Annotated in this window: 20 protein-coding genes; 4 read left to right on the top strand and 16 right to left on the bottom strand. The window is 34.7% G+C overall.

Annotation, left to right across the window (positions count from 1 at the left end):
- Positions 1–15: 15 nt before the first annotated feature.
- From CS063_RS09150 to CS063_RS09135, 4 genes are all read right to left on the bottom strand, one after another.
- Positions 16–207 carry a YwbE family protein gene (locus tag CS063_RS09150; protein WP_099449396.1) on the bottom strand — a complete coding sequence of 64 codons (192 nt, stop codon included), beginning with the start codon at positions 205–207 and terminating at the stop codon, positions 16–18.
- Between the two features lies 1 nt (position 208).
- Entirely contained in the window at positions 209–811 is a 603-nt protein-coding gene (locus tag CS063_RS09145; protein ID WP_099449395.1) for a hypothetical protein, read from the bottom strand.
- Between the two features lie 224 nt (positions 812–1,035).
- Positions 1,036–2,388, bottom strand: coding sequence for a 23S rRNA (uracil(1939)-C(5))-methyltransferase RlmD (gene rlmD / locus CS063_RS09140; RefSeq protein WP_099449394.1), 1,353 nt, complete (start codon positions 2,386–2,388; stop codon positions 1,036–1,038).
- A gap of 15 nt (positions 2,389–2,403) precedes the next feature.
- Positions 2,404–3,354 carry a 1-phosphofructokinase family hexose kinase gene (locus tag CS063_RS09135; RefSeq protein WP_099449393.1) on the bottom strand — a complete coding sequence of 317 codons (951 nt, stop codon included), beginning with the start codon at positions 3,352–3,354 and terminating at the stop codon, positions 2,404–2,406.
- A gap of 171 nt (positions 3,355–3,525) precedes the next feature.
- On the opposite strand from CS063_RS09135, the gene CS063_RS09130 reads away from it, so the two are divergent.
- Positions 3,526–4,242 carry a flagellar brake protein gene (locus tag CS063_RS09130; protein ID WP_099449392.1) on the top strand — a complete coding sequence of 239 codons (717 nt, stop codon included), beginning with the start codon at positions 3,526–3,528 and terminating at the stop codon, positions 4,240–4,242.
- 76 nt (positions 4,243–4,318) lie between these two features.
- Here CS063_RS09130 and CS063_RS09125 read toward each other — a convergent pair whose 3' ends face one another.
- From CS063_RS09125 to yunB, 7 genes are all read right to left on the bottom strand, one after another.
- Complete coding sequence (locus CS063_RS09125) at positions 4,319–5,050, bottom strand: YebC/PmpR family DNA-binding transcriptional regulator (protein WP_099449391.1); 732 nt, start codon at positions 5,048–5,050, stop codon at positions 4,319–4,321.
- Positions 5,051–5,119: 69 nt separating this feature from the next.
- Positions 5,120–5,761 (bottom strand): YigZ family protein, encoded by a 642-nt coding sequence (locus tag CS063_RS09120; protein ID WP_099449390.1) that lies wholly within the window; start codon positions 5,759–5,761, stop codon positions 5,120–5,122.
- 110 nt (positions 5,762–5,871) lie between these two features.
- A complete protein-coding gene (locus CS063_RS09115; RefSeq protein ID WP_099449389.1) occupies positions 5,872–6,138 on the bottom strand; it encodes a DUF6514 family protein in 267 nt (88 codons plus the stop codon).
- Positions 6,139–6,399: 261 nt separating this feature from the next.
- A complete protein-coding gene (gene hflX / locus CS063_RS09110) occupies positions 6,400–7,647 on the bottom strand; it encodes a GTPase HflX (RefSeq protein WP_180270740.1) in 1,248 nt (415 codons plus the stop codon).
- A gap of 23 nt (positions 7,648–7,670) precedes the next feature.
- The gene (locus CS063_RS09105) at positions 7,671–8,636 is read right to left on the bottom strand and encodes a 1-phosphofructokinase family hexose kinase (RefSeq protein ID WP_099449388.1); all 966 of its coding nucleotides are present in this window, start codon (positions 8,634–8,636) and stop codon (positions 7,671–7,673) included.
- 127 nt (positions 8,637–8,763) lie between these two features.
- A complete protein-coding gene (locus CS063_RS09100) occupies positions 8,764–10,869 on the bottom strand; it encodes a glutamine synthetase III family protein (RefSeq protein WP_099449387.1) in 2,106 nt (701 codons plus the stop codon).
- A gap of 114 nt (positions 10,870–10,983) precedes the next feature.
- Positions 10,984–11,679, bottom strand: coding sequence for a sporulation protein YunB (gene yunB / locus CS063_RS09095; protein WP_099449386.1), 696 nt, complete (start codon positions 11,677–11,679; stop codon positions 10,984–10,986).
- A gap of 153 nt (positions 11,680–11,832) precedes the next feature.
- On the opposite strand from yunB, the gene CS063_RS09090 reads away from it, so the two are divergent.
- Positions 11,833–14,484, top strand: a complete 2,652-nt coding sequence (locus CS063_RS09090) for a transglycosylase domain-containing protein (RefSeq protein ID WP_099449385.1) — start codon at positions 11,833–11,835, stop codon at positions 14,482–14,484.
- Between the two features lie 42 nt (positions 14,485–14,526).
- Here CS063_RS09090 and CS063_RS09085 read toward each other — a convergent pair whose 3' ends face one another.
- The 3 genes from CS063_RS09085 to CS063_RS09080 all read right to left on the bottom strand — a co-directional run bounded on the left by CS063_RS09085 (position 14,527) and on the right by CS063_RS09080 (position 18,289).
- Positions 14,527–16,041: a VanW family protein gene (locus CS063_RS09085; protein ID WP_180270739.1), complete on the bottom strand. Its 1,515-nt coding sequence runs from the start codon at positions 16,039–16,041 to the stop codon at positions 14,527–14,529.
- Between the two features lie 90 nt (positions 16,042–16,131).
- Entirely contained in the window at positions 16,132–16,281 is a 150-nt protein-coding gene (locus tag CS063_RS17635) for a hypothetical protein (protein ID WP_180270738.1), read from the bottom strand.
- A gap of 1 nt (position 16,282) precedes the next feature.
- Positions 16,283–18,289 carry an ATP-dependent helicase gene (locus CS063_RS09080; protein ID WP_099449383.1) on the bottom strand — a complete coding sequence of 669 codons (2,007 nt, stop codon included), beginning with the start codon at positions 18,287–18,289 and terminating at the stop codon, positions 16,283–16,285.
- Positions 18,290–18,400: 111 nt separating this feature from the next.
- On the opposite strand from CS063_RS09080, the gene CS063_RS09075 reads away from it, so the two are divergent.
- A complete protein-coding gene (locus CS063_RS09075) occupies positions 18,401–19,039 on the top strand; it encodes a hypothetical protein (RefSeq protein ID WP_099449382.1) in 639 nt (212 codons plus the stop codon).
- 17 nt (positions 19,040–19,056) lie between these two features.
- A complete protein-coding gene (locus tag CS063_RS09070) occupies positions 19,057–20,259 on the top strand; it encodes a glycosyltransferase family 4 protein (protein WP_099449381.1) in 1,203 nt (400 codons plus the stop codon).
- A 10-nt stretch (positions 20,260–20,269) separates the two neighbouring features.
- On the opposite strand, the gene nth is transcribed toward CS063_RS09070, so the two are convergent.
- Both nth and CS063_RS09060 read right to left on the bottom strand, forming a co-directional pair.
- Positions 20,270–20,962 (bottom strand): endonuclease III, encoded by a 693-nt coding sequence (nth, locus tag CS063_RS09065; RefSeq protein WP_099449380.1) that lies wholly within the window; start codon positions 20,960–20,962, stop codon positions 20,270–20,272.
- 10 nt (positions 20,963–20,972) lie between these two features.
- On the bottom strand, positions 20,973–22,709 hold the full coding sequence (locus CS063_RS09060) for a B12-binding domain-containing radical SAM protein (protein ID WP_099449379.1): 1,737 nt from the start codon (positions 22,707–22,709) through the stop codon (positions 20,973–20,975).
- Positions 22,710–22,722: the final 13 nt, after the last annotated feature.

The following is a 22,722-nucleotide window of genomic DNA, read 5'->3' as shown; positions in this document are numbered from 1 at the left end:
CTTTTAGCAGTAGTCTTATCTTAGCTCTTTCACTCGCCCTACAATACCGCTCTCTAGCATTACTTTTATTCCATGATATTGCTCTGGTGAATTGGTAAGTATCTTTTTCACTATTCCTTCTGTTAGCTTTCCAGTACGTTGATCCTGCTTTTGAACAACTAGAACAGTTGCTCCTAGTTTAATGTTACTTCTCTTTGTTCCATCCATGCTATTTACCTCTATTCTGTGTTCTTTTAAATACTATGAAGATTATAAAGGTGATAAACAATAGAATAGAAATACCTATACCTGGTATATTAGTCCCTAGCTTATTTACGGAATCTTTAACTGTCACATTGGTATCTAAAACTTGTTCAGTTTCTATAGCATCTGTTGTGTTATTTTTATTTAACTTTTGTTGTGCTCTAAAATATTCCCCATCATTAATGTATTTCTCATATCGTTCTACTATATTATAGCGCTCACTAACAAGTTTTAATGTCTTATAGTCCTCAGATGTACATTTAAATACCCAACTATCATCTATTTGATGATCATTTATCAGCACAGCTACTATTATATCTCCATCTAAAGGTTTATCTGCTGTACCATAATAGGAATCAAACTTATCAACTGTAATTTCTTCAGCTAGTACTTCTCCCATCATGATAGTAGAAGGCATTATAGTATACATATCTGCTTGAATAGAGAGCTTACCAATAAGCAAACCCTTATTCTCTCCTAGCATAATTGATTCAGGTATATCTCCAGCTAAAACAAGGGAACTAAAGCAAATAAACACTAAGATTATTACCAGGTACCTTTTCTTCATATAAATCACCTTTCACATTTTAATTCATTTATTATTATTGTATAGGCAGTATGGACTAATTACAAACCTTTTCGCGTTGCCTTATACTTTTACGCGTAAACTACCGACTTACGCGCTTTAGTATCCCCCCTACTCATTTAGGAACATGTTGTTACCATAAAACACCCTAAAAACACATCAAGCTCAGAACGAAAAATCGCTCTAAGCCTTGATATATATAGGTTTTATCTACTAAGCTTCACTACAGTCTCAACGTGCACGGTTTGAGGGAACATATCAACACAAAGTACTTTGTCAACATGATAGCCTGCTTCTTTCAGAATAGGAAGATCTCTTGTCAGCGAAGTGGGTTTACAGGAAATATAAAGGAGTTCTTTAGCCCCAAAATCAATGATTTTTTGGATTGCTTTGGGATGAATGCCTTCTCTTGGTGGATCAAGAACGATGATATCTGGTTTAGCAGAAAGCTTATCCACTTGATTGAGTACATCACCTGCAATGAATTGACAATTGGTAAGATCATTAAGAGCAGCATTTTCTTTAGCTTTTTCTACAGCTTCTTCTACAAGTTCAATGCCATAGACTTTTTGAGCTTTTGTGGCCATAATTTGTGAAATAGTTCCAGTACCACAGTAAAGATCAAAGACAATCTTATCATTAAGGTTATCGATAAGGTCTAAAGCATTTTTATAAAGCACTTCTGCACCACGTGTATTGGTTTGGAAAAAGGAGAAAGGTGAAACTTGAAAGCAAAGTCCAAGTAGCTTCTCCATAAAAGTATCCTTGCCTTCTAATAAAATAACTTTTTCTGGTTTAACAGCATCTGCTAAGGTATTAGAAAGAGTATTTAAAACCCCTACTAAACGATTATGAAGTGGTAAGGCTTTAAGCTGTTCTATAAGTTCACCCCAATCATGAACCATTTGTGTGGTTGTAACAAGGTTAATGATTATCTCATTAAAGCTTTTAGATTGGCGAATGATTAAATAACGTAAAAAGCCTTGGTGAGAGGTTTTGTGATAATAAGGTAAGCCTTTGCTTATGCAGTAGTCTAAAACTGTGCGCAAGATAAGGCTGTAATCTTCTTCTACAAGTTTGCAGCCATCTACTGTCAAAATATCATAACTACTATGTTTACGGTGCATTCCTAGGGTCATAGGACCGTCTTTAATAGCATCACCAAAACTAAATTCCATTTTATTACGATAGTGAAATTTTTCAGGACTTGGTAAGATACCTAAATCTTCATAGTTTTCTATTCCTGCTTTGTGTAAAAGCTTTCTTACTTGCTCATGCTTAAGTTCTATTTGATTTACATAAGGGACTTCTTGAGAACTACAACCACCACATGAGCCAAAGTATGGACAGACAGGTGAAATAAAATGGGGGGGATTTTTAATAACTTCTAGAAGGCGTCCTTCCCAATTACCTTTTTTACGCTTAATAATTTGCGCTTTTATAATTTGATCTTTAAAAGTACCAGGAATATAAACGGGTTCGTCTTCAAAGGTCAAGCGACCACGATTGGGAAAAATGACTTCTTCTATTTGACCTTCTATAAGTTGGCTTTTTTTCATAGACTCTAACTCCTTTTAATCCAATATAAACGATTGAATAACCACCTGACTCAGTAGTTCATTGACTTCTGCTGGGGTACAACTACAAGGATCTTTTTTAGCCACACAGGCTGTGGCACAAGCAATGGCATATTTTAAGGTAGTAACATCATTAAACTCTTCTATTTGGCTCATAACTAGGGCAGCAACCATGGCATCTCCAGCTCCCACAGGATATTTAAGTTTAATGCCAAGCTCAATTGCTTCAGCATAATAGGTTTCTTGAGGCGTAATCCAAAGAGCTCCTAACTGTCCAAGTGAAATAAGGGCTTTCCCTTCATAATGAGATTTTATCCATTTAACAAGAGAAGGTAAGTCTTCTTTAGTTAAGTCTCCCCATCTTTTTTGTGGAACTAAAGAGCGATAGTTTAATTTTAGAATATCTGGTTGAGCAAACAAGTTTTTTTTTAAAAGTTGCCCTTCACAATCTAAGAGAACGGTTGCTCCCTTTTCTTTTGCTAGCTGTGTTAACAAAACATAAATATCAGAAGGGATACCCGTTGGAATGGCACCTGTTAAAATCACATAATCTCCTGGGTGGCACATAAGTGAGAAAGAATTAATAAAGCGTTCAAGAAGTTCTTCAGGTACAAAAGGTCCTTCTTCTTTAAACGTAGTACAAGACCCTTTTTGCATATCAATCAGTTTAATATTAATTCGTGTATTTTGTAAAAGTTTAAAAAATTTAGTTTCAATACCTCTTTTCATGAGTTTAGTACGAAAAGTATCTGGAAAGTTACTTCCTACAAAACCTGTAACAATACTATCAATTTTAAAATTTTTAAGGACTTTGGCAACATTGATACCTTTACCACCAACTTCATAAAAATGTTCTTTAATGGCATTCACATGTCCTTCATTGTAACCATCTATACAAACGGTATGATCCATAGCTGGATTGAGGGTGACACAAATAATTTTTCTCATGGAACTAACCTCTTTAACTCATGATCTTGAATTTATTCAAAGCTTATTGTTGCACATTCTGTTGTTATTTGCAAGTGTTTTAAATGTATGTAGGTGTTGAAAGATTATCCAATACTAAGGTATAATAATTAAGATAAGGATTAATGGATATAGAGATGAGGAGGTTTTAGTTTGGCAACGACCGAAATGGAAATACAAAAATCCATAGAACGTTATAAAGAAGCACTTTTAAAAGATATTAATTTAAAGCTTCATTTAACAGTTAAGGAAAAGACTTATATTACGAAATTAGTTCAATGGATAGAGGATAAATTGATTATTGAAGCACCACTTGATAAATTAAATTGGGTGCTTATTGAGGCAGAGAAAAAATTGAATATGATATTTATTTCTAAATCAGGTATGTATGGGGCTACTGTGAGAATAAAAAGACATTATAGAAAAAAAGATATTCTTTATTATAGTGTTCAAATTGTCTCGCCTTTAGTAAAAAAACAACAACGTAAATTTTTTCGTTTAGATATACTTATACCACTTACTTATCGCATTTTAATCGATAGGGCTGAAAAAGATAAAGAAATATTAAATACACTTCCTACTTATCAAGCAACAGCTGTTAACATTAGTACAGGAGGGATGTGTCTTGTTAGTAAAGAGCAGCTTCATAAAGGTAATCGTCTTTATTTAGAGTTTAATTTTATGGACAAACCCTTTGAGTTAATGGGTGAGGTTCTTTTCTTAGGCGATCCAACGGTCTCTGGGAATTTTGCACATCGTATCCGTTTCCTAAAAATGGAACGTCCTATAGAGAATTTATTAACGAAGCTTATTTTTGAAAAACAACGTCAAGATTTAGAAAAGGCAAATGTGCCCCTAGATACTATTTAATAAAAATAGAAATAAAACCCCTTATAACCTAGGTGAGTTTCCTGCCTAAGTTATAAGGGGTTTTGTTTAAAAAGTATTATTCTTCGTCCCAGTTATGGTAGATTTCTTGTACATCATCATCGTCTTCAAGGAGGTCAATCATTTTGTTAAAGGCTTTGATATCAGCTTCTGAAGTAAGAGTTGTCCATGTCTGAGGAACCATAGTTACAGATGCTTCGGCCATCTCAATACCTGCATTTTCAAGAACAGCATGTACTTCTCCAAAAGCTTCGGGAGCTGTTGTGATAGTAAAGCCTTCCTCCTCTGCTTCAAAATCATCTGCACCCGCCTCAATGGCAAGCATCATAAGTTCATCTTCGTCTTTATCAGTGGCTTCCCTTTCGATAACAATCTGCCCTTTTTTATCAAACATAAAGGAAACACACCCACTTGTTCCCATATTTCCGTTACCTTTTGTAAAAGCAGAACGTACATTACCTGCTGTACGATTTTTATTATCTGTAAGGGTTTCAACAATAACAGCGACTCCATTTGGACCATAGCCTTCATAAGTAATGTATTCATAGTTAACAGCGCCATCTTCACCAGCAGCCTTCTTAATACTGCGTTGAATTGTATCATTAGGCATATTATTTGATTTTGCTTTTGCAATAATATCACGAAGCTTTCCATTAACAGAAGGATCAGAACCTCCTTCTTTAACGGCTACAGCAATTTCACGTCCAATTTTTGTAAATACTTTTCCTTTTTGCGCATCATTTTTAGCTTTTTTATGCTTAATGTTGGCAAACTTTGAATGTCCAGACATTTCTATTCTTCCTCCTTAAGTAAATCACTTCAATTCTCACTTTACTATTCTAGCACAACTGCGTCTTCTTTAGCAATATACGTCTAAAGGCACATCAATATAGGTTAATTCACCTTCTGTGATAAGAACTTCGGCATTAGTGTTTTCTGTAAGCCATTTACAAAAGGCCTCCTGATGTCCTACCTCAACTTCTACCTCACAAGTGACTGTTTCAAGATAAGTTGTATTTCTTAAAACATATCCCTTTTCAGCTAACAAATGTTGTACCTTTCCTAATAAAGAATAGGACATATTCAAAATATAGAGCTGAATAACGCGTTTTTCCTTAATGCCTGCAGCTAAAATCCCTTCTTTAGCAGCCCGACTATAAGCTCTTACAAGTCCTCCTGTTCCTAATAAAGTACCTCCAAAATAACGTGTTACACAAATAAGTGTATTTTGAGTACCATATCCTTTAAGGATATCTAAAATAGGCTTACCTGCTGTGCCTTGTGGTTCGCCATCATCACTACAACGTTGAATTTGATTCTTTTCACCTATCTGATAGGCGAAGCAATTATGGGTGGCATTATAATATTTTTTTCGTAGTTGCTGTAAGGCTTGTTCTGCTTCTTCTTGAGTAGCTACAGGGATTACAGTAGCAATAAATCGTGACTTTTTCTCAATGATTTCTACTTCGCTGGGATTGATAATCGTCTTATAATTAATCATTTTTCCACCTTATTCTTAAGCTATCTATTTAAAAATCTATGTGTATCATAGCATAAAAAAGTAAGTTCTCGCAAGAAAGAGCCTACGGGGCTCATTCCATAGGCTCTTTCTTAGATGCTTATCGCATCTCTCTCACTTATAAAATCATCAATAATATTGATTAAAGTAGTATGTGTTACTAGATGATTAAAACAACATGTAACTAATTGTTGGGCAAGCGCTTCTATTTCTGTGAAATATTCGCTTTGGCTTAAAATTCTGTCGTTATAGCGTTCAATAACCTCAATCCCGTAAAAATCTTCTCTCTTTATTTGATAATAACTTACTTCAAAGGCATTTAACTGAACTGTTCCTACATGAATTTTTTCAATAACCATTTTTCCCCTCCAACTTTACAACTCAATTACTAAAAAAATTATACAATATTTTCTAAATAATTTACACAAAAACTTATCGTCAGCAGAGTTGTCTTTTTTACGGGTTTCAACAAAAAAGAAAGAGCTTTAAAGACTTTTAACCTAATATTTCAGAAAAGGAACAATTATTAATGATAAAAAACTATTAATTTGCGATATTTTTTTAAAATTTAAAGAGAAAATAACTATTTTAAGTATCTATTTATGGAAATTCGACAAACTTTAAGGAACTAAATAAGGTTCAATTTTATAAAATTTATTATGTGGTAGGTAACCTTCTAAATAAACATATTCAGACTCATAGCTTTCTTGCAAACGTTCCCCATATTTGTGACAAAATGCTACAACCTCCTGTGCATTATAGGGGACATGAATTTTAAAGGTTTTACGACTACTGTAGAGAATTTCTTCAATGCAAGCTAAAAGACTATCTATATTAAATCCTTGTTTAGCTGAAATTTCAAGGTGATGTTCTGCCCATTCTGTTTTAGGATAGATGTCTGGCGCCTTATCTACTTTATTATAGACGGCAACGATAGGGATATTTTGTACACCAAGCTTACTAAGCGTTTCCTGCACGACAGTTTGATGTGTCTTTAGATGGGGAGAGCTCATATCCATAACATGTAAAATAATGTCTGCATATTTAGCCTCTTCTAGAGTAGAATAAAAAGCTTTTACAAGATGATGAGGTAATTTGCGAATAAATCCAACTGTATCCGTTACAAGAATCTCTCCTCCACTTGGTAATTTAGCGGAACGTGTGGTAGGATCAAGGGTAGCAAATAACTGATTTTTTACATAGACATCACTTCCACATAGGGCATTAAGTAAAGTGGATTTTCCAGCATTGGTATACCCTACAATAGCAATAACAGGTGTACTGTTTTTTTCACGACGTGAACGAATAAGTTGGCGATGCTTTTCAATCTCAAGAAGCTCGTTTTTAAGAATCTCCATGCGTACTTTAATGTGGCGTTTATCAAGTTCTAATTTTTTTTCCCCAGGTCCTTTACTACCAATACCACCGCCTTGTCTAGAAAGCATTTCTCCAAACCCTGTTAAACGCGAATACTGGTATTTAAGCTGAGCCATTTCTACTTGTATAATTCCTTCTTTAGAAAGAGCACGTGAAGCAAAAATATCTAAAATAATCATAGTACGATCCATAACTTTTGCTTCTAAAGCCAGGGCTAGATTACGCATTTGTATAGGTGAAAGTTCGTCATCAAATACAACGCCTGTAGCACCTTCTTGCTGGATACGTTCCTTGAGTTCTTCTACTTTTCCAGAACCAATATAGAGACCTGCATTTATTCGATCCACACGTTGTAAAACTTTAAAAAGAACTTGTCCTCCAGCAGTCTCTACAAGCTCTTCTAATTCATCTAAGCTTTCTAAAGCTTCTGACTCAGGGTGAATTTTTTTCTGAGCTGCTACAAGTATTAAACGTTCTTGCTTATTTTCCATTTAAACTATTTCCTTTCTTATTCTTAAAATGATGATAAATTAATCTCTCTTATTTTTAACTTTTTCGCAAAGGTATCTACATCTTTTTTACTACATAAGGGTCTATCTACATCGCAGCAAGCAACAAGTGCAGCGGCTGTGCACATTTTAAAAAATTTTTCTTGTTCATACTTTCGCTGAATACCAATAGCAAAAGCACCTAAAAAGGCACCACTTGCTGCAGTATTTTCTTTAGATAAAGAGACTTGATTATGAAATGAAATGGCACACAGCTTATGTTTAGAAAGCATATAGGCACCCTTTTCTTTAAGATAAAGTCCTATATAGTGAATGCCTTTATCGAAATAAGGTAGGAGCTGTGTGAGTAATTCATGTTCATTTGCGTAAACGATACCTAATGTTTCTAATTGCTTTTCAGTAAAGAGAAGAGCATAAGGACTTTCTTCAATAACTTTTTCTAAAAGCTTGGGTTGACCAGTAGAAATAAGAGTTTTAATGTTGTATTTTTTAGCCTCTTTAATCCATAAACCATAGAAATCATCTTCTATGCAATCAGGTAGGTAGCCTCCTATAACAAGTGTAGAAACTTGATTTAAATACGTTCGTAGCTTTTGAGTCAATTTAATCATGCGTTTGTGAAGGGCTTCTGACTGCGCGAATTGTCCTTGCCCTGCTTGTAATAAATAGGTATCGGAGGAACTTTCTAATACTATTTTCATTTTATGAGGCGTTTCTAAGTCAGACCAAATAATGTCTGATTTAATTTTAGCTTTATCGAGGTAATGCTTAATGTATTTACCTGCAAATCCACCTAAACTACTTAGTAAAAGAGGTTCACCTTGTAATATTTTAATAATTTCGGCACTATGAATACATTTGGATAAAATACTTAAGGAAACATGGGATGCTTCTATTTCACAATGAGGCATTAGCCTATCAATTTGGTATATGTATTCAATAGATGGAAAGGGCGCTACTGTAACAATCATATAAACACCTGCCTTTTAATCCTATTAACATTTATTATAGTTATAGCACATCTTTTAGAAAAATATCCATTCTTTATTTTATTTAATCAAAAAAGCATTGCAAAACGTTGTCTTGCAATGCCTTTTTTTAAGCTCTAAAGAGTATTTCGCCGTAAGTAGGCAATGGCCAAACTTTTTCATCCACTTGATTTTCTAGCATATCTGAAATGCTACGTAAATGCTCCATACAAGGCAGAATTTCATTTTTAAAGAAACGTGCCTTTTCAAGACTCTCTTTAATAGAATTGCTTTCTATAACTTTTTCATCTAATGCATCAATAGCTCTTTTAAATTCTGCAATGCCTTTGGTTAAATCATCAAGAATAGCTAGCTGTGCAGTAATATCAAAACTACCAATGTGTTTTAAAACTTCTACATTTTTTCCTACTTCTGTCGAGTAATAAATACACGCTGGTAAAATTTGTTTCTTTGCAATATCAAGCATTGTTTTAGCTTCGATATTAATTACTTTGTAGTATTCCTCTAACATGATTTCATAACGTGCAAAGATTTCAGTAGCATTATAAACCTGCATTCTTCCAAATAGAGAAATGGATTCTTCACTGATGTAGCTTGGTAAAACATCTACTGTTGTTGCGTAGTTAGAAAGGCCTCTTGCTTTTGCTTCTTCTACCCATTCTTCTGAATAACCATTTCCATTAAAGATAATACGTTGATGCTTAAGATAAGTATCTTTTATAAGACGATTAATGGCTTTATCTAGGTCACTTGCTTTTTCAAGTTCTTCTGCAAAGTCAGTTAGAGCATCTGCAACAATGGTATTCATAATGGTGCTTGCTTCTGCAATGGACTCTGAAGAAGGGAACATGCGGAATTCAAACTTATTACCTGTGAAAGCAAAAGGCGATGTACGATTACGATCAGTAGACTCCTTTTTTAGTTTAGGTAAAGTAGAGACACCCATTTCCATTAACTGACGTCTTTCTTCTACAACAGCCTCATTATGAGCAATATGCTCTAGGATATTAGTAAGCTCATCTCCAAGAAAAATCGAAATAATGGCTGGTGGTGCTTCATGTCCACCTAAACGGTGGTCGTTACCCGCACTAGCTGCACACATTCTTAAAAGATCACTATATTTGTCTACTGCTTTAATAACAGCTACTAAAAAGATAAGAAATATTTTATTTTCATGAGGATGCTTCCCTGGTGAAAAAATATTTCTCCCTGTATCAGTCGCTAATGACCAATTGACATGTTTTCCTGAACCATTAATACCTGCAAAAGGTTTGGCATGAAGGAGGCAGGCAAGATCATGATGATTGGCTACCTTTTGAAGGACTTCCATAATTAATTGATTTTGGTCACAAGCTACATTGGATGTTGCAAAAAGAGGAGCTAATTCATGTTGAGCTGGAGCCACTTCATTATGTTTTGTTTTAGAAGGTACACCTAATTTCCAAAGTTCTAGATCAATTTCACGCATGTATTTTGCAATTTTTTCTTTAATACTTCCGTAATAATGGTCTTCCATCTCTTGACCTTTAGGTGGTTGAGCGCCGAAAAGAGTACGTCCAGTAAAAATAAGATCTTTGCGTTGTTGATAGTGACGTTTATCTATCAGAAAATATTCTTGTTCAGCCCCTACTGTAGCCGTTACTTTACGGACATTTGTCTCACCTAACAGATTTAAAATACGTAGAGATGCAGCTTGAATACATTCCATTGAACGTAGTAAAGGAGACTTCTTGTCTAAAGCTTCGCCCGTGTGAGAGTAAAAAGCAGTTGGAATACAAAGAGCTACTCCACTCGCATCTTCTTTTAAAAAGGCAGGTGAAGTGCAATCCCATACCGTATAACCTCTTGCTTCAAAGGTTTGACGAATCCCTCCTGAAGGGAAGGAAGAGCCATCTGCTTCACCTTTAATAAGTTCTTTACCTGAAAACTCCATAATCACACGACCATCAGATGTAGGTGATAAAAAAGAATCATGTTTCTCTGCTGTTTTCCCATTCATGGGTTGGAACCAATGGGTAAAATGGGTAGCTCCTCTTTCAATTGCCCAGTCTTTCATGGCATTGGCTACTACTTCTGCCACACTTGCTTCTAAAGTAAGTCCTTCATCAATCGTACGATGAAGTTGCTTGTAAGTACTTTTAGGTAATCTTTCACGCATGACATTGTCATCAAATACATTTTTCCCAAACAATTCGGATAAATTCATATTACTCATTACATCGATACCTCTACTCTTTAAATTTATACTCCAATACCCATAAATATAGCATGATATCTTATACACTGACAATAATATTTTAATTGAAATATAAGAATTATGAACGATGCACTAGGGAAGGAGCTCTAACATCTCCTCTTTGGGCACATTAACATAGGTAGGTGGAACGACTCCAGCAATCATTTTATCAATAAGAACTACTTTACGATGAACAGTGATCTCTTCTGAAAAAAGTGGGACAACAACTTGAATCGTTGCTTCTACATCGAGCCAAACGGTATGATTCACCTGATTAATTCCTGTAGAACGTAGTTCGTTTTCATAATTCACACGAACCATTCCTAAAGGTAGAACATCTACGTTTATTTCAGGACCCAAACTGGCTAAGAGTTTACTTCCAGAGGCATTTCCAATAGGAATTTTAAATTTAACAAGCCCTATATCATGAAGTTCATTTAAAGCATTTTCTGATAAGTCGGCGCACAGATTATTAATAAGTACAGAATTAACCTCCCATGAAGTTATCTCTCCATTCTTATTATAATGGCAGGTAATGAGGTCCTCCATAGACGTTTGGTGACTTAAAAGTGTTTGGGTAATCCCTTGATTGATGGCACGTGTTGCTACAGTATGGGCCTGTACTTTAGCCATAGCTAATACACTCGGAAAAATTTGTTGATCTAATTGTATATAAACCCCTATTGCTAGGGCAATAATAAACAAATAGAAGATTCGGTTTTTTAACAGCTTTCGGCGCCCTTTTTTGTGCGCTATGCTTTTTTGGGGATTGTAGATAATCTCTGGCATAAATAAGCCTCCTATAGCCTTCTTTGTACAAAGTATATTCAGTATAACCTGTACACATTCAAAGTTTTAAAAGGTCAGGACGACTTAATCAAATTGTAATTTGCCCCTAGCCCCTATCTTTGCTATAATGAGTTATTGAGGAGGATGAACCGTATGAATTATTCGAAAGATTCACGTGAAAAATTAGAAAAAGATAATAAAAAGAATCCAAATAAACAAAAACGTACCAAAGGAAAAATACTAACTTTCCGTATTTTATTTATGGCTATTGTCATTGGACTCTTTGCTATTGTAGGTGGAGGATTAGGAATCTTTATTGGTATTATTAAGAGCACACCTGATGTCTCACAACTCCAACTTAAACCTACTACAAATTTTACTTCTTTTGTCTATGATGAAAATAATGTAGAAATTGATACTTTTTCAGGTGCTGATAACCGTATCTATGTTACTTTAGACAAAATTCCTACTTATTTAAGAGATGCTTTTATTGCATTAGAGGATGAACGTTTTTATGAACATAACGGGATTGATATAAGAGGGATTTTTCGGGCTATTGTTAAGAACTTACAATCAGGAACGTTCAGTGAAGGTGCAAGTACCATTACGCAGCAGTTGATTAAAAACAATATCCTTACAACAGAAAAAAAACTTACGCGTAAAATACAGGAACAATACCTTGCCGTTGAATTTGAAAAACTTTATGACAAAGATATGATTTTGGAGTACTATCTTAATACCATTGCTTTAGGTGAAGGTGTAAAAGGCGTACAAGCTGCTTCGCAGCGTTACTTTGGTAAGGATGTCTCAGAACTTACCCTAGCTGAAAGTGCAGTGATAGCGGTTATTACACAAGCTCCTACGCGTTATAACCCTATTAGAAATCCTCAAAATAACCGTGAGAAAGTAGAAATAGCCCTTCAAAAAATGTATGAGCAAGGCATGATTACAGAAGAGCAAAAAAATGCTGCCTTAGCTGAGGACCCTTATAAAAATATTAAGGAAGTCGATCAGATTTATCAAGAAAAGTCTGGACATAGTTATTTTGTAGATGCAGTACTTCAACAAGTTATTGATGATTTACAAGCTCAAAAAGGCATGACTTCTACAGAGGCTAATAATCTTATTTATGGCGGAGGGCTTAGTATTTATACTACCTTAGATCAAAGAATGCAGGGAATTGTTGATACGTATATTGAAGATGAAAGCCTCTACCCTCAATCAGCCTATCAGCTTAAACTCAGCTACAGTGTATCTGTAAAAAAAGCTGGTGAAGACAAAATATCCAATTATGGTGGTGAAGGCATTGTAAAAAGTGAAGAGGATATTGAAAGCTTTAAAAAGGATAAGCTAGAAACATGGGGTATTACTTCTGCAGATAAAATTCAAAAAGAAACACTTTTAAGAATTCCACAACCTCAAGCAGCTTTTGTGGTTATGGATTATCGTAATGGGCAAGTAAAAGCGCTTTCTGGTGGGCGTGGCGATAAAGCTGGGCGTGGCTTTAACCGTGCTACAGCTGCTACAAGGCAACCCGGTTCAACCTTTAAAATATTAGCAGCTTATGCGCCCGCATTAGATACAGGTGTTATTTCTGCTAATACACTTTTAATTGATGAACCCATTACACTTCAAAATCCAGGAGGAAAACCTTATTCTCCTAGAAACTGGGATGGAAAATTTGAAGGACCAACACCTATTCGTCGTGCTATTTATAAATCTATGAACGTTTTGGCTGTTAAGACAACTCAATTAGTAGGAATAGATACAGCCTATGATTATTTGCAAAACTTTGGTTTTACAACACTTTCAGCTAATGATAAAGTACAATCTTTACCTTTAGGTGGCTTGACTAAAGGTGTTACACCTTTGGAACTTAATGCAGCTTTTGGTGCTATTGCTAATGACGGGATGTATGTGCAGCCTATCCTTTACACAAAAGTATTAGCCCACGACGGAACTGTACTTTTAGATAATACATCAGAAGCACATGCTCAAAAATCACATCAAGTTATTAAAACAGATACAGCACATATTTTAACAGATATGATGCAAGATGTTATGACTCAGCCAGAGGGAACTGGACGTCGTTTACGTAGTACATTTAATTCTATGCCAGTAGCAGGTAAAACCGGAACAACAACTAATAGTGTGGACCTAACCTTTGCAGGTTACACACCTTATTATGTAGCAACGATTTGGACAGGGCATGATACACAAAAGGAAATTGTAGCAAATGGAAGCTACCATCTCGATATATGGGGAAAAATTATGAATGAAATCCATGAAGGATTACCCTATAAAACCTTCCCTAAACCTAATATTTCAGATGATAGTGTTATGGAAGTAAAACTTTGTAAGCTTTCAGGAAAACTAGCAACAGAGCTTTGTGAGGCAGATCCAGATCATGTGATAGAGTCTGAGTACTTTACAAAAGATACTGTACCTACTGAAACATGTGATATTCATGTGGAAGTTGATGTATGTAAGGAATCAGGTAAAATAGCTAATGAGTATTGCCCAAAAGATATACTTGAAAAACGTATAATTAAACGTGATACCACAAGTCAAGACCCTGTTATACGTGGTGAGATTTGTGATATCCATGGATCTGTTATTGATGAACCTGAAGAAGAGCTTCCAGATGATGAAGGGGGTTGGCCAACCTTCCCATGGCCTAGTCCATCACCTAGTCCATTACCAACACCATCGCCTACCCCAAGCCCTTCTCTCCCCCCAGTAGTAAATCCATCACCTAGCCCTAATCCAGATGATTATGACCCCTTTGCTGTTCCACAAGGTTAATAATAAAAAGCTAGAAGAACCTTTTAAAGTTCTTCTAGCTTTTTAATTTTGTGGTTTTATAAAAGAGTCATCTAAAGGTGGAGAAGGAAGTGGTTCTTCTATGCCAGGTAATTCAAAGTCTATAAAGGGTTGTTCGTTAGTAGGTTGTATCGGCAATGAATGCTCTTGTGTATTAAAAGTTGGCTGAGTTGTTTTTTTACTACCTACCTTTATAACAGCTGCCCGTGGACGGTAATAACTGCTATTAATTATTTCTTTATTAATTAATTTATTATTTTTATCGTAAAACAAACGATACAGTTTAACTCTTTTTCCATCTAGAGCAGTTACTTCTTCTACTTCAGTCCCCTCTTCTAACTCTGGATCATTTATTCTTTGAGGTTGAGGTGCCGGAATAACTTCTGTTATTTCAGATGTAAACTTAATAGTATTCTCTGGTTTTAAAGTAGGTGAAGCAAAGATATTTACATATACTTTATTATTTTCACAAAAGCTTTCAACAAATAAGGGTAAATTACTATTGTTTTTAAATTGAAAATCAATAGCACCTGAGGCATAGGTTGCATCACGTCCAAGAGGAACATAGGCTACTGGCAGTGAATGATTTTGGCGCATATTGATATCTACATTCGTTAAAAGCAAAGCATTATACAGTGTAGATGCAATTTGACAAACACCACCTCCTATTCCCTGCTCTAATTTACCATTAACAATAACCTTTGAATTACGATATCCAGCTTCAAAATTAATGGGTTCTAATTGCTGAGCTAAGGAAAAGGTTTCACCAGGTAAAAGCTGCTTATTAATCTTATCTGCTGCTACCTTTAAATTTATATTTCGATCAGGGTCAGCATTATTATAAGAGGTATAAAAACTTGCAATAGGCTGCTGGATAGGATTAAAAGATTCTTTAGTAAATTGAACAGGAACTTCTTTGGTAACTACTTCAACTTTTATAGGTACCTCCGAGGTGTTTTCTAATGCTGCAGCTACACGTTCTACTGTAAGAGGAAGATCTAACTCTTCTCCGGGTATTTCTGAGGTAATAATGAAAGCACGGTTTTTACGAGTAATTGTTGCATCAATAGGTGCAATATAAAAAGCCTCTTTTTTAGATGCAATTATTTCAGTAAGCTTATTTTTATTATAGGTTTTAGTTAATTCAAAGGTATGCTTAGTGGGTTTTTCCATTTTAGCATAATGGTAACGTTCCAATAAATTTCCTTGATGTCCAATTTCATAAGCTTCATCTAGAACTTCTTTAATAGCATAGGTAAAACCTAACGCATTAAAAGGAATATCCACAGCTACTTGCTTCTTAGAGAGGATGAGACTTTTGCCTTTATCCTGTTCTTTACAATAAGCTTCTAGCTTTTCTTGTGCTTCTTCATAAGTTAGTCCACTTATGGAAAAATCCTCCACCCAAATATTGGATGCAAAAACCTTATCAAATTTACTTACTTCTGTATATATGTAAATAGCAGTACCCAAAGCAATACCTGCTAAAACAATGCAGGTTATAAGAATAATCCATTTAAAAGTACGCATTTTACTCATTGTAGCGCCTCCTAGCTGTTGAGATAAGACTCTCATTTTAGTATGCCATACTGATATAAAACTATACTCCCCCTTAACAAGGAAGTATAGTTAATTTACAAAAAATTGAACAATTAAACTACCTATCATACTTATAACAATAATGAGACTAACTGCACTTGCCATAACTTTTTTGTATTTATGAGATTGTTTAAAAATATTTAGTGAACGTTTTTTACGTGTATTATTTGTCATTTTCATGTTATTCTTCCTCCCATCTAATTATACCATTATTAAGACAATAGTTACCATCTATTTTTCGAATTTTTTCACCCTTAAACCTGACAAGTAGTAAATAATTATCTTGAACTTCTATAATTTTCCCTCTTCCTAAAGCACGGTGATAAATAAAATGTCCTACTTTAAAATAATTTGCTAAAAACGGTTGTCTTAACTCTGCAATAAAAGGAGAGGGTGTAACAGGTTTACCATGTTTTTCACTTGGGATATAAAGTAGAAGATTTTCCCTTGCTCTAGTCATAGCTACATAAAGTAGACGGCGTTCTTCTTCTATATCATGACTACTTTTTTGGTGAGGAATAACCCCATCTATTACATCTAATATGAAGACACTTTGAAACTCTAAACCTTTTGAACCATGCATTGTTGTTAATGTCAAGACATCTGACATAGCCTTTTGCTTAGTGGTACTCTGCTGAATTTGTTCAGCCATTTCTTTAAGAAAAGCTTCCCAACTTATAACTTCTGAAAAGTTCTGAGCACTCTCCTCTATCTCATCAAGTACTTCAAAGAGAGGCATAACAGGTATTTTGCGATAAGATGCATAATCCGTAATATAGTTATCGTATCCAATAGTATGTCTTATATAAGTAATTCCTTCTTTTAATTTCTTTTCGCGTAGTAACTGCAAATCATAAATAAGCTTATCAATATAGTTTCTTTGCCACTCAGAAAGCTCTTCCTCTTTTAATAAATTAAATAACAGGGAACCAGGTAAGGTCGTTGTGCGTGCTAAAATAGACTTACTTATATAACGTTTAGGTTTATTGATGATACGTAATGCTTGTTCAAGTGCTTGTGGATTTTGAGCTAATTTCAAGTAGGCTAAAATATCTTGTGTTACCCATTGATGATATAAGGTCATCATCCCATCTCTTAAACAAAAAGGGATATTAGCTTGTAGTAGAGCCTGAACAATAGGCCTTGCACCTAGATTGGTACGATAAATAACAGCCATTTCTTTCCATGCCTGTCCTTGTTCTTTATAATGTATCAATTGTTCAAGTATTTTTTGTGCTTGCTCTTCACCTGTTTTACAATCAATCATTTGTGGTAAAGGACCTAGAGGATTAGGGGTCGTAAGCTCTTTAGGATAACGTGTTTTGTTAGCACTAATTAAAGCTGAACTGTAATGAACAATATGTCCAGAACAGCGATAATTGGCAGAAAGATAAATTTCATGAGCCTTTTGGAAGTGTTTTTTAAAATCCAATAAAAACTCAGGTTTAGAACCACGAAACTTATAAATACTTTGGTCATCATCTCCTACTACGAAGAGTTGTGCCTGGTCACCTGTTAACTGCTTGATGATTTCAAATTGAACAACATTAATATCTTGAAATTCATCAATAAGTAAATAGTGATAACGCTGATGAATACGTTGTAAAAGAGAGGGCTCCTGTTTTAAAAGAAAATAGCAGTGAACAAGCATATCATCAAAATCGAATTTTTGATGTCTTTCTTTGTACTGTTCATATTGCTGATAGAGTTTTAGAAAGAGCTCCCTAGAAAGTCCATCAGGATAATAATGTTTAGCTTCGATAAGTTGATTTTTCATAAGTGTCAGATGTCTTAGAAATTCCTCAACAAAATCTTCATATTCTTCTGCTTCTAATCCTATATACAGTTTTTGAATGACTTTCTTTTTTTCATCTTCACTAAGTAAGTTACTTAAATCATAGCGTAAAGGGTCATACTGTCTTAGCAGACGATAAAAGACACTATGAAGTGTACCAAAAGTAATGGAGGAAGCCCCATAGCTTTTTATATAACGCTCTCTCATTTCAAGAGCGGCTAGCTTACTAAAAGTAACTACCAAGATAGACTGAGGACTACAATGCAGATGAGTAATCATATGGTAGAGTCTTTGAATAATGACTTGTGTTTTACCTGAACCAGGTCCCGCAATAACAATAGTTGGTCCCAACGGACACTTTACAGCCTGAAGTTGGTTTTCATTTAAATTCATCCTATAACTTCCTTTGTTTAAAGATTACGCTTCATTATAGCATATTCTAGCCTTTCCATTACATAGAAATTATATTATAATCTAAATAAAGTCATGGAGAGGGGGTAAATTATGTTTAAATGGCAAAGTTTATATCCTTTACTTTTGCTAGTATTGGGTATCATTACTTATTTTATAACACTTAGATACAAAATAAGAACTTCTTCTCGAAGTAAAGAGGAAATCCTTGAAGAATTTTTTGAAAAGGAATTAGAAGCATCACAGGTAGTAAGAGGTACCTTGCCTCAGGAGCTTTTTATTCCAATCAATACTGAGGCTATTCCCGCTTCACCTGATGTAGAATTAGAATCACTTTATCAAAAGGTTCTTACAATAGGAAAGCTTCCTATGGTTAACTTAAAGGAAAAAAGTAATCGTGATCTTAAGAAACTATATGGTATTAATCATTTAGATACTCTTATTACGTATGAAAAAAATTATGATACTTTTATAGACATTCTCATAAAGTATGGTACTATATTAAATGAAAAAAACTATACAGAAGCAGCACAATTAACCTTAGAATATGCTTTAGATTATGGGTGTGATCGTTCAAGACCTTATTTCATACTTGCAGAGCTTTATAGCAAACAAAAAAATACAACCCGTCTTACTAGACTTAAAGTTTTAGCACAAACCAAGCTTCTAACTTCACCTTATTTGTCCAAAGTACTTCATCATATAGATGAACTACAGGAAACTTGTAAATGAAAGAGAGATGATAACAGATGAATATCGGTATTTTTTCGGATACATATTTGCCTCAAGTAAATGGCGTTGTAAGCTCCATTGTTACACTTGAAAAAGAGTTACGTAAGCAAGGTCATAATGTCTATGTGTTTACTATTTCACATCCTGATGCTGAAAAGGATACTAAGGATGTCTATCGTTTAGCTAGTCTTCCCTTTATCTTTTTAAAGGAGCAACGTGTAGGAATTATGTATTCTAATCGTATGCTTCGTAAGATTAAACGGCTTAAGCTTGATATTGTCCTTTCTCAAACAGAGTTTTCCCTAGGTATTTTTGCAAAATTAGTAGCTAAAAGATTAGAAATCCCTATTGTCCATACTTATCACACTATGTATGAAGAGTACATGCATTATGTTTCAAAAGGAATCGAGCTTTCACCTAAAATTGCTCGTAAGTACAGTAAATCTTTTTGTAATGGAGTAGATGGTGTTGTGGCTCCTACTAAAAAGACGGAACGTTTACTTAAAAATTATGGAGTAAAAAAACCTATAAGAATTATTCCTACAGGTATTGACTTTTCCCCTTTTGACCAAAAAGCATATTCCGTTGATGAAATTAATAATTTAAAACAACTTTTTAATATTCCTTTAGACCAGCCTATTATTTTATTCATTGGGCGAGTAGCTAAAGAAAAGAGCATTGATGTAATTATTGAGGCTATGTCTTTACTACTACCCGAAGTTCCTCAAGCAAAATTAGTGATTGTTGGTGATGGGCCTGCACGTTTGGAGCTAGAAGAACTTGCTAATAATTTAGGGATACGCCAGGCTGTTATTTTTACAGGTATGCAACCTTGGTCAAGCATTGGAAAGTTTTATCAAATAGGTGATGTTTTTGTAAGTGCATCTGTATCTGAAACACAAGGTCTTACTTTTGCAGAAGCGATGGCATCCTCTCTTCCAGTTGTGGCTAAAGAAGATGAGAGTGTAGCAGGTCTTATACGCGATGACTATAATGGTTGTTTATTCCATACTCCTCAAGAATTAAGTAGGATTTTACAAAAGCTTTTATCGGATCCTTCTTATCGTCAAAAACTTGGTGAAAATGCTGTTCATTCGGTTAAGCCGCTTTCAGCAGAAGTTTTTGGACATAATGCAGAGACTTTTTATCAAGATATCTTAAAAGAATATGCTGAGAAACATTCAAAAAAGCGTTTTAAACGTAAAAAAGCTAGTCAATGACTAGCTTTTTTTAGTACATATGTCCCTTTTCAAAAGCTACTTGTGTTTCAAAAGGAAGTTTCTCTAAAATATTTCTAAGACCAAAAGGACAGAGTGTCAAAAACATACATTGTGTACATTTAGGATGACGTGCAGTACAAATAGCACGACCATGAGCAATAACTTGTGTATTATAGCGAATCCAGTGCTCTTTGGGTAAAAGCTGCATAAGGTCTTTTTCAATTTGAACAGGGTCTTCACTTAATGTAAGTCCCCAACGAATGGTAATACGTTTCACATGAGTATCCACTACAATACTAGGAATTTTGAAAATATTACCCCGAACTACATTAGCTGTTTTACGCCCTACTCCTGCTAAAGTGACAAGAGCATCAATATCAGAAGGTACTTCTCCACCAAACTCTGTCATTAACTTTTGTGTACATGCTAATATATTTTTAGCTTTATTTTTATAAAAGCCTGTACTTCGAATGGCTTCTTCTAGTTCAGTAAGATCAGCTTTTGCAAAGGCTTCTACTGAAGGATATTTTTTAAAAAGTGCAGGTGTAACCATATTAACGCGATCGTCAGTACATTGTGCACTTAAAATAGTGGCAATTAAAAGCTGCCAGGGTGTTTCGTGATGCAAATAACAAATAACTTCTTTAGGATAAAAGGTATCTAAGGTAGTTAAAAGTCCTTTAATTTGTTCAGATTGTTTCATTAGAATCTCCTTATAATAATACGTTAAAGGTTGGAGGCTTTTGTGAATAATCAAATAAAATGCCGATGGGCTCTTTGAGTAGAGTTAAGGTCGGCTCTAATCCTTGATGATAGGCAGTTACTACATCATATTTGAAATATTCAATTCGTGTTAGGCGAAAACGCTGTCTTGGAATGGCAGTAGTAAGATGAGGAAGCGTTTTTTGAATCCAAAGCTCATCTTTCAGTAAAGCATTATTTCGCTCTTTATAAACGGATTGATCTAAACTTTGCCACTCCTTCGGGATTTCATTTAAGTTTTCTTTTAAGAGATAATCCCACCTTAAACAGTCTTTTATTGCATCTAGAGGTACTTTTTGTTCCTCTTCACAAAAGGCTAAAAGTTTAGTAGAGTAAGCAAGTTTATTATGCTCAAGTTGATGATAACCACGTCTTTCCCAAAATTCAGAAAGCCGTTCAAAAAAAGTAAACGGACTTGCATAAACAGCAAATAAATATTCTAAGGTTAGTCCAAAACGCTGGCTATTGTAATAACGCTCTACACACTCTTCAATACCGTGCAAACGAACCAGTTCATCATAGTGTAGTGCATCTGTATAAAGAATCTCATAGGGAGGTTCTTCTTTATAAACAAGTCCATATTTTTCTGCGTTGCATCTTAATCCTGAGCCTTTAAGAACCTTTAGAAACCCTAATTGGAATTGCTCTGGTCTCACAGATAAAACATCATCAAAGGACTTGCTAAAGGAGGTATAATCTTCTTCTGGTAAGCCTGCTATCAAGTCAAGATGTTGGTGGATATTTTTTAAACGTTTAATCTTAAGCACTACTTCTCTGATTTCTTCAAAAGGCATTTTACGCTGGATAATATCTAATACTTTTAGGTTTGTAGACTGAACACCTATTTCGAACTGAATAAGGCCAGGTCGTGCTGCTTTTAATACTTCTAACATTTCGTCTGTAAGAAGTTCAGCAGCAATTTCAAAATGAAAATTAGTTTGTCCATTATCATTGGTAATAAGAAAGTGCCAAATAGCTAAAGCATAGTCTCTATGTGCATTAAAGGTTCTATCTACAAACTTAACTTGCTTAACCCTTTCATCTAAGAAAAATTTAAGATGGGTTTTGACTTTTTCAAGTGGCACAAAACGTACCCCTTTTTCAACTGAAGAAAGACAGTATTGGCAGTTAAAAGGACATCCTCTAGAGGCTTCATAATAGATAATTTTATGCTGCAAATCTGCCATTGTATCATAGACAAAAGGAAGTGTGTCTAAATCTAAAGGTTTTCGAGGTCTATTTCGACGAATACCGTCTTCATTTTTATAAACAAGTCCTGCTATTTCTGAAAGATATCCTTTACCTTGAATACGATAATCTAAGTACTCCTTCCAAGTCTCCTCCCCCTCTCCAATTATTAATCCATTAATAGGTAAGGAGTAAAGTAAATCCTCTGATTCATAAGAAACCTCTGGACCTCCTAAAATAATGGTAGTTTCAGGTAAGATTTTTCTAAGTGTAGGCAATAAAGCTTTTACAAATTGCATATTCCAAATATAGCAAGAAATTCCTAATAGGGTAGGTTGTGCTTGATAGATCATATGGAGTATTTCGTTTTCTTGGTTATTAATAGTCGTTTCTAAAAGGGTTATTTGTTCTTCATAAGCTTTACAATAAGCTTTAATGGAGCGTAAAGCTAATGAAGTGTGTATATACTTGGCATTAAGTGCCAATAAAAGTACTTTCATAATCAGAATCCTT

The organism is Sporanaerobium hydrogeniformans, assembly GCF_002735925.1.
Lineage (GTDB): Bacteria > Bacillota > Clostridia > Lachnospirales > Cellulosilyticaceae > Sporanaerobium > Sporanaerobium hydrogeniformans.
Note: the sequence above shows the minus strand (reverse complement) of the source record. Positions and strands in the feature narration are given on the sequence as shown.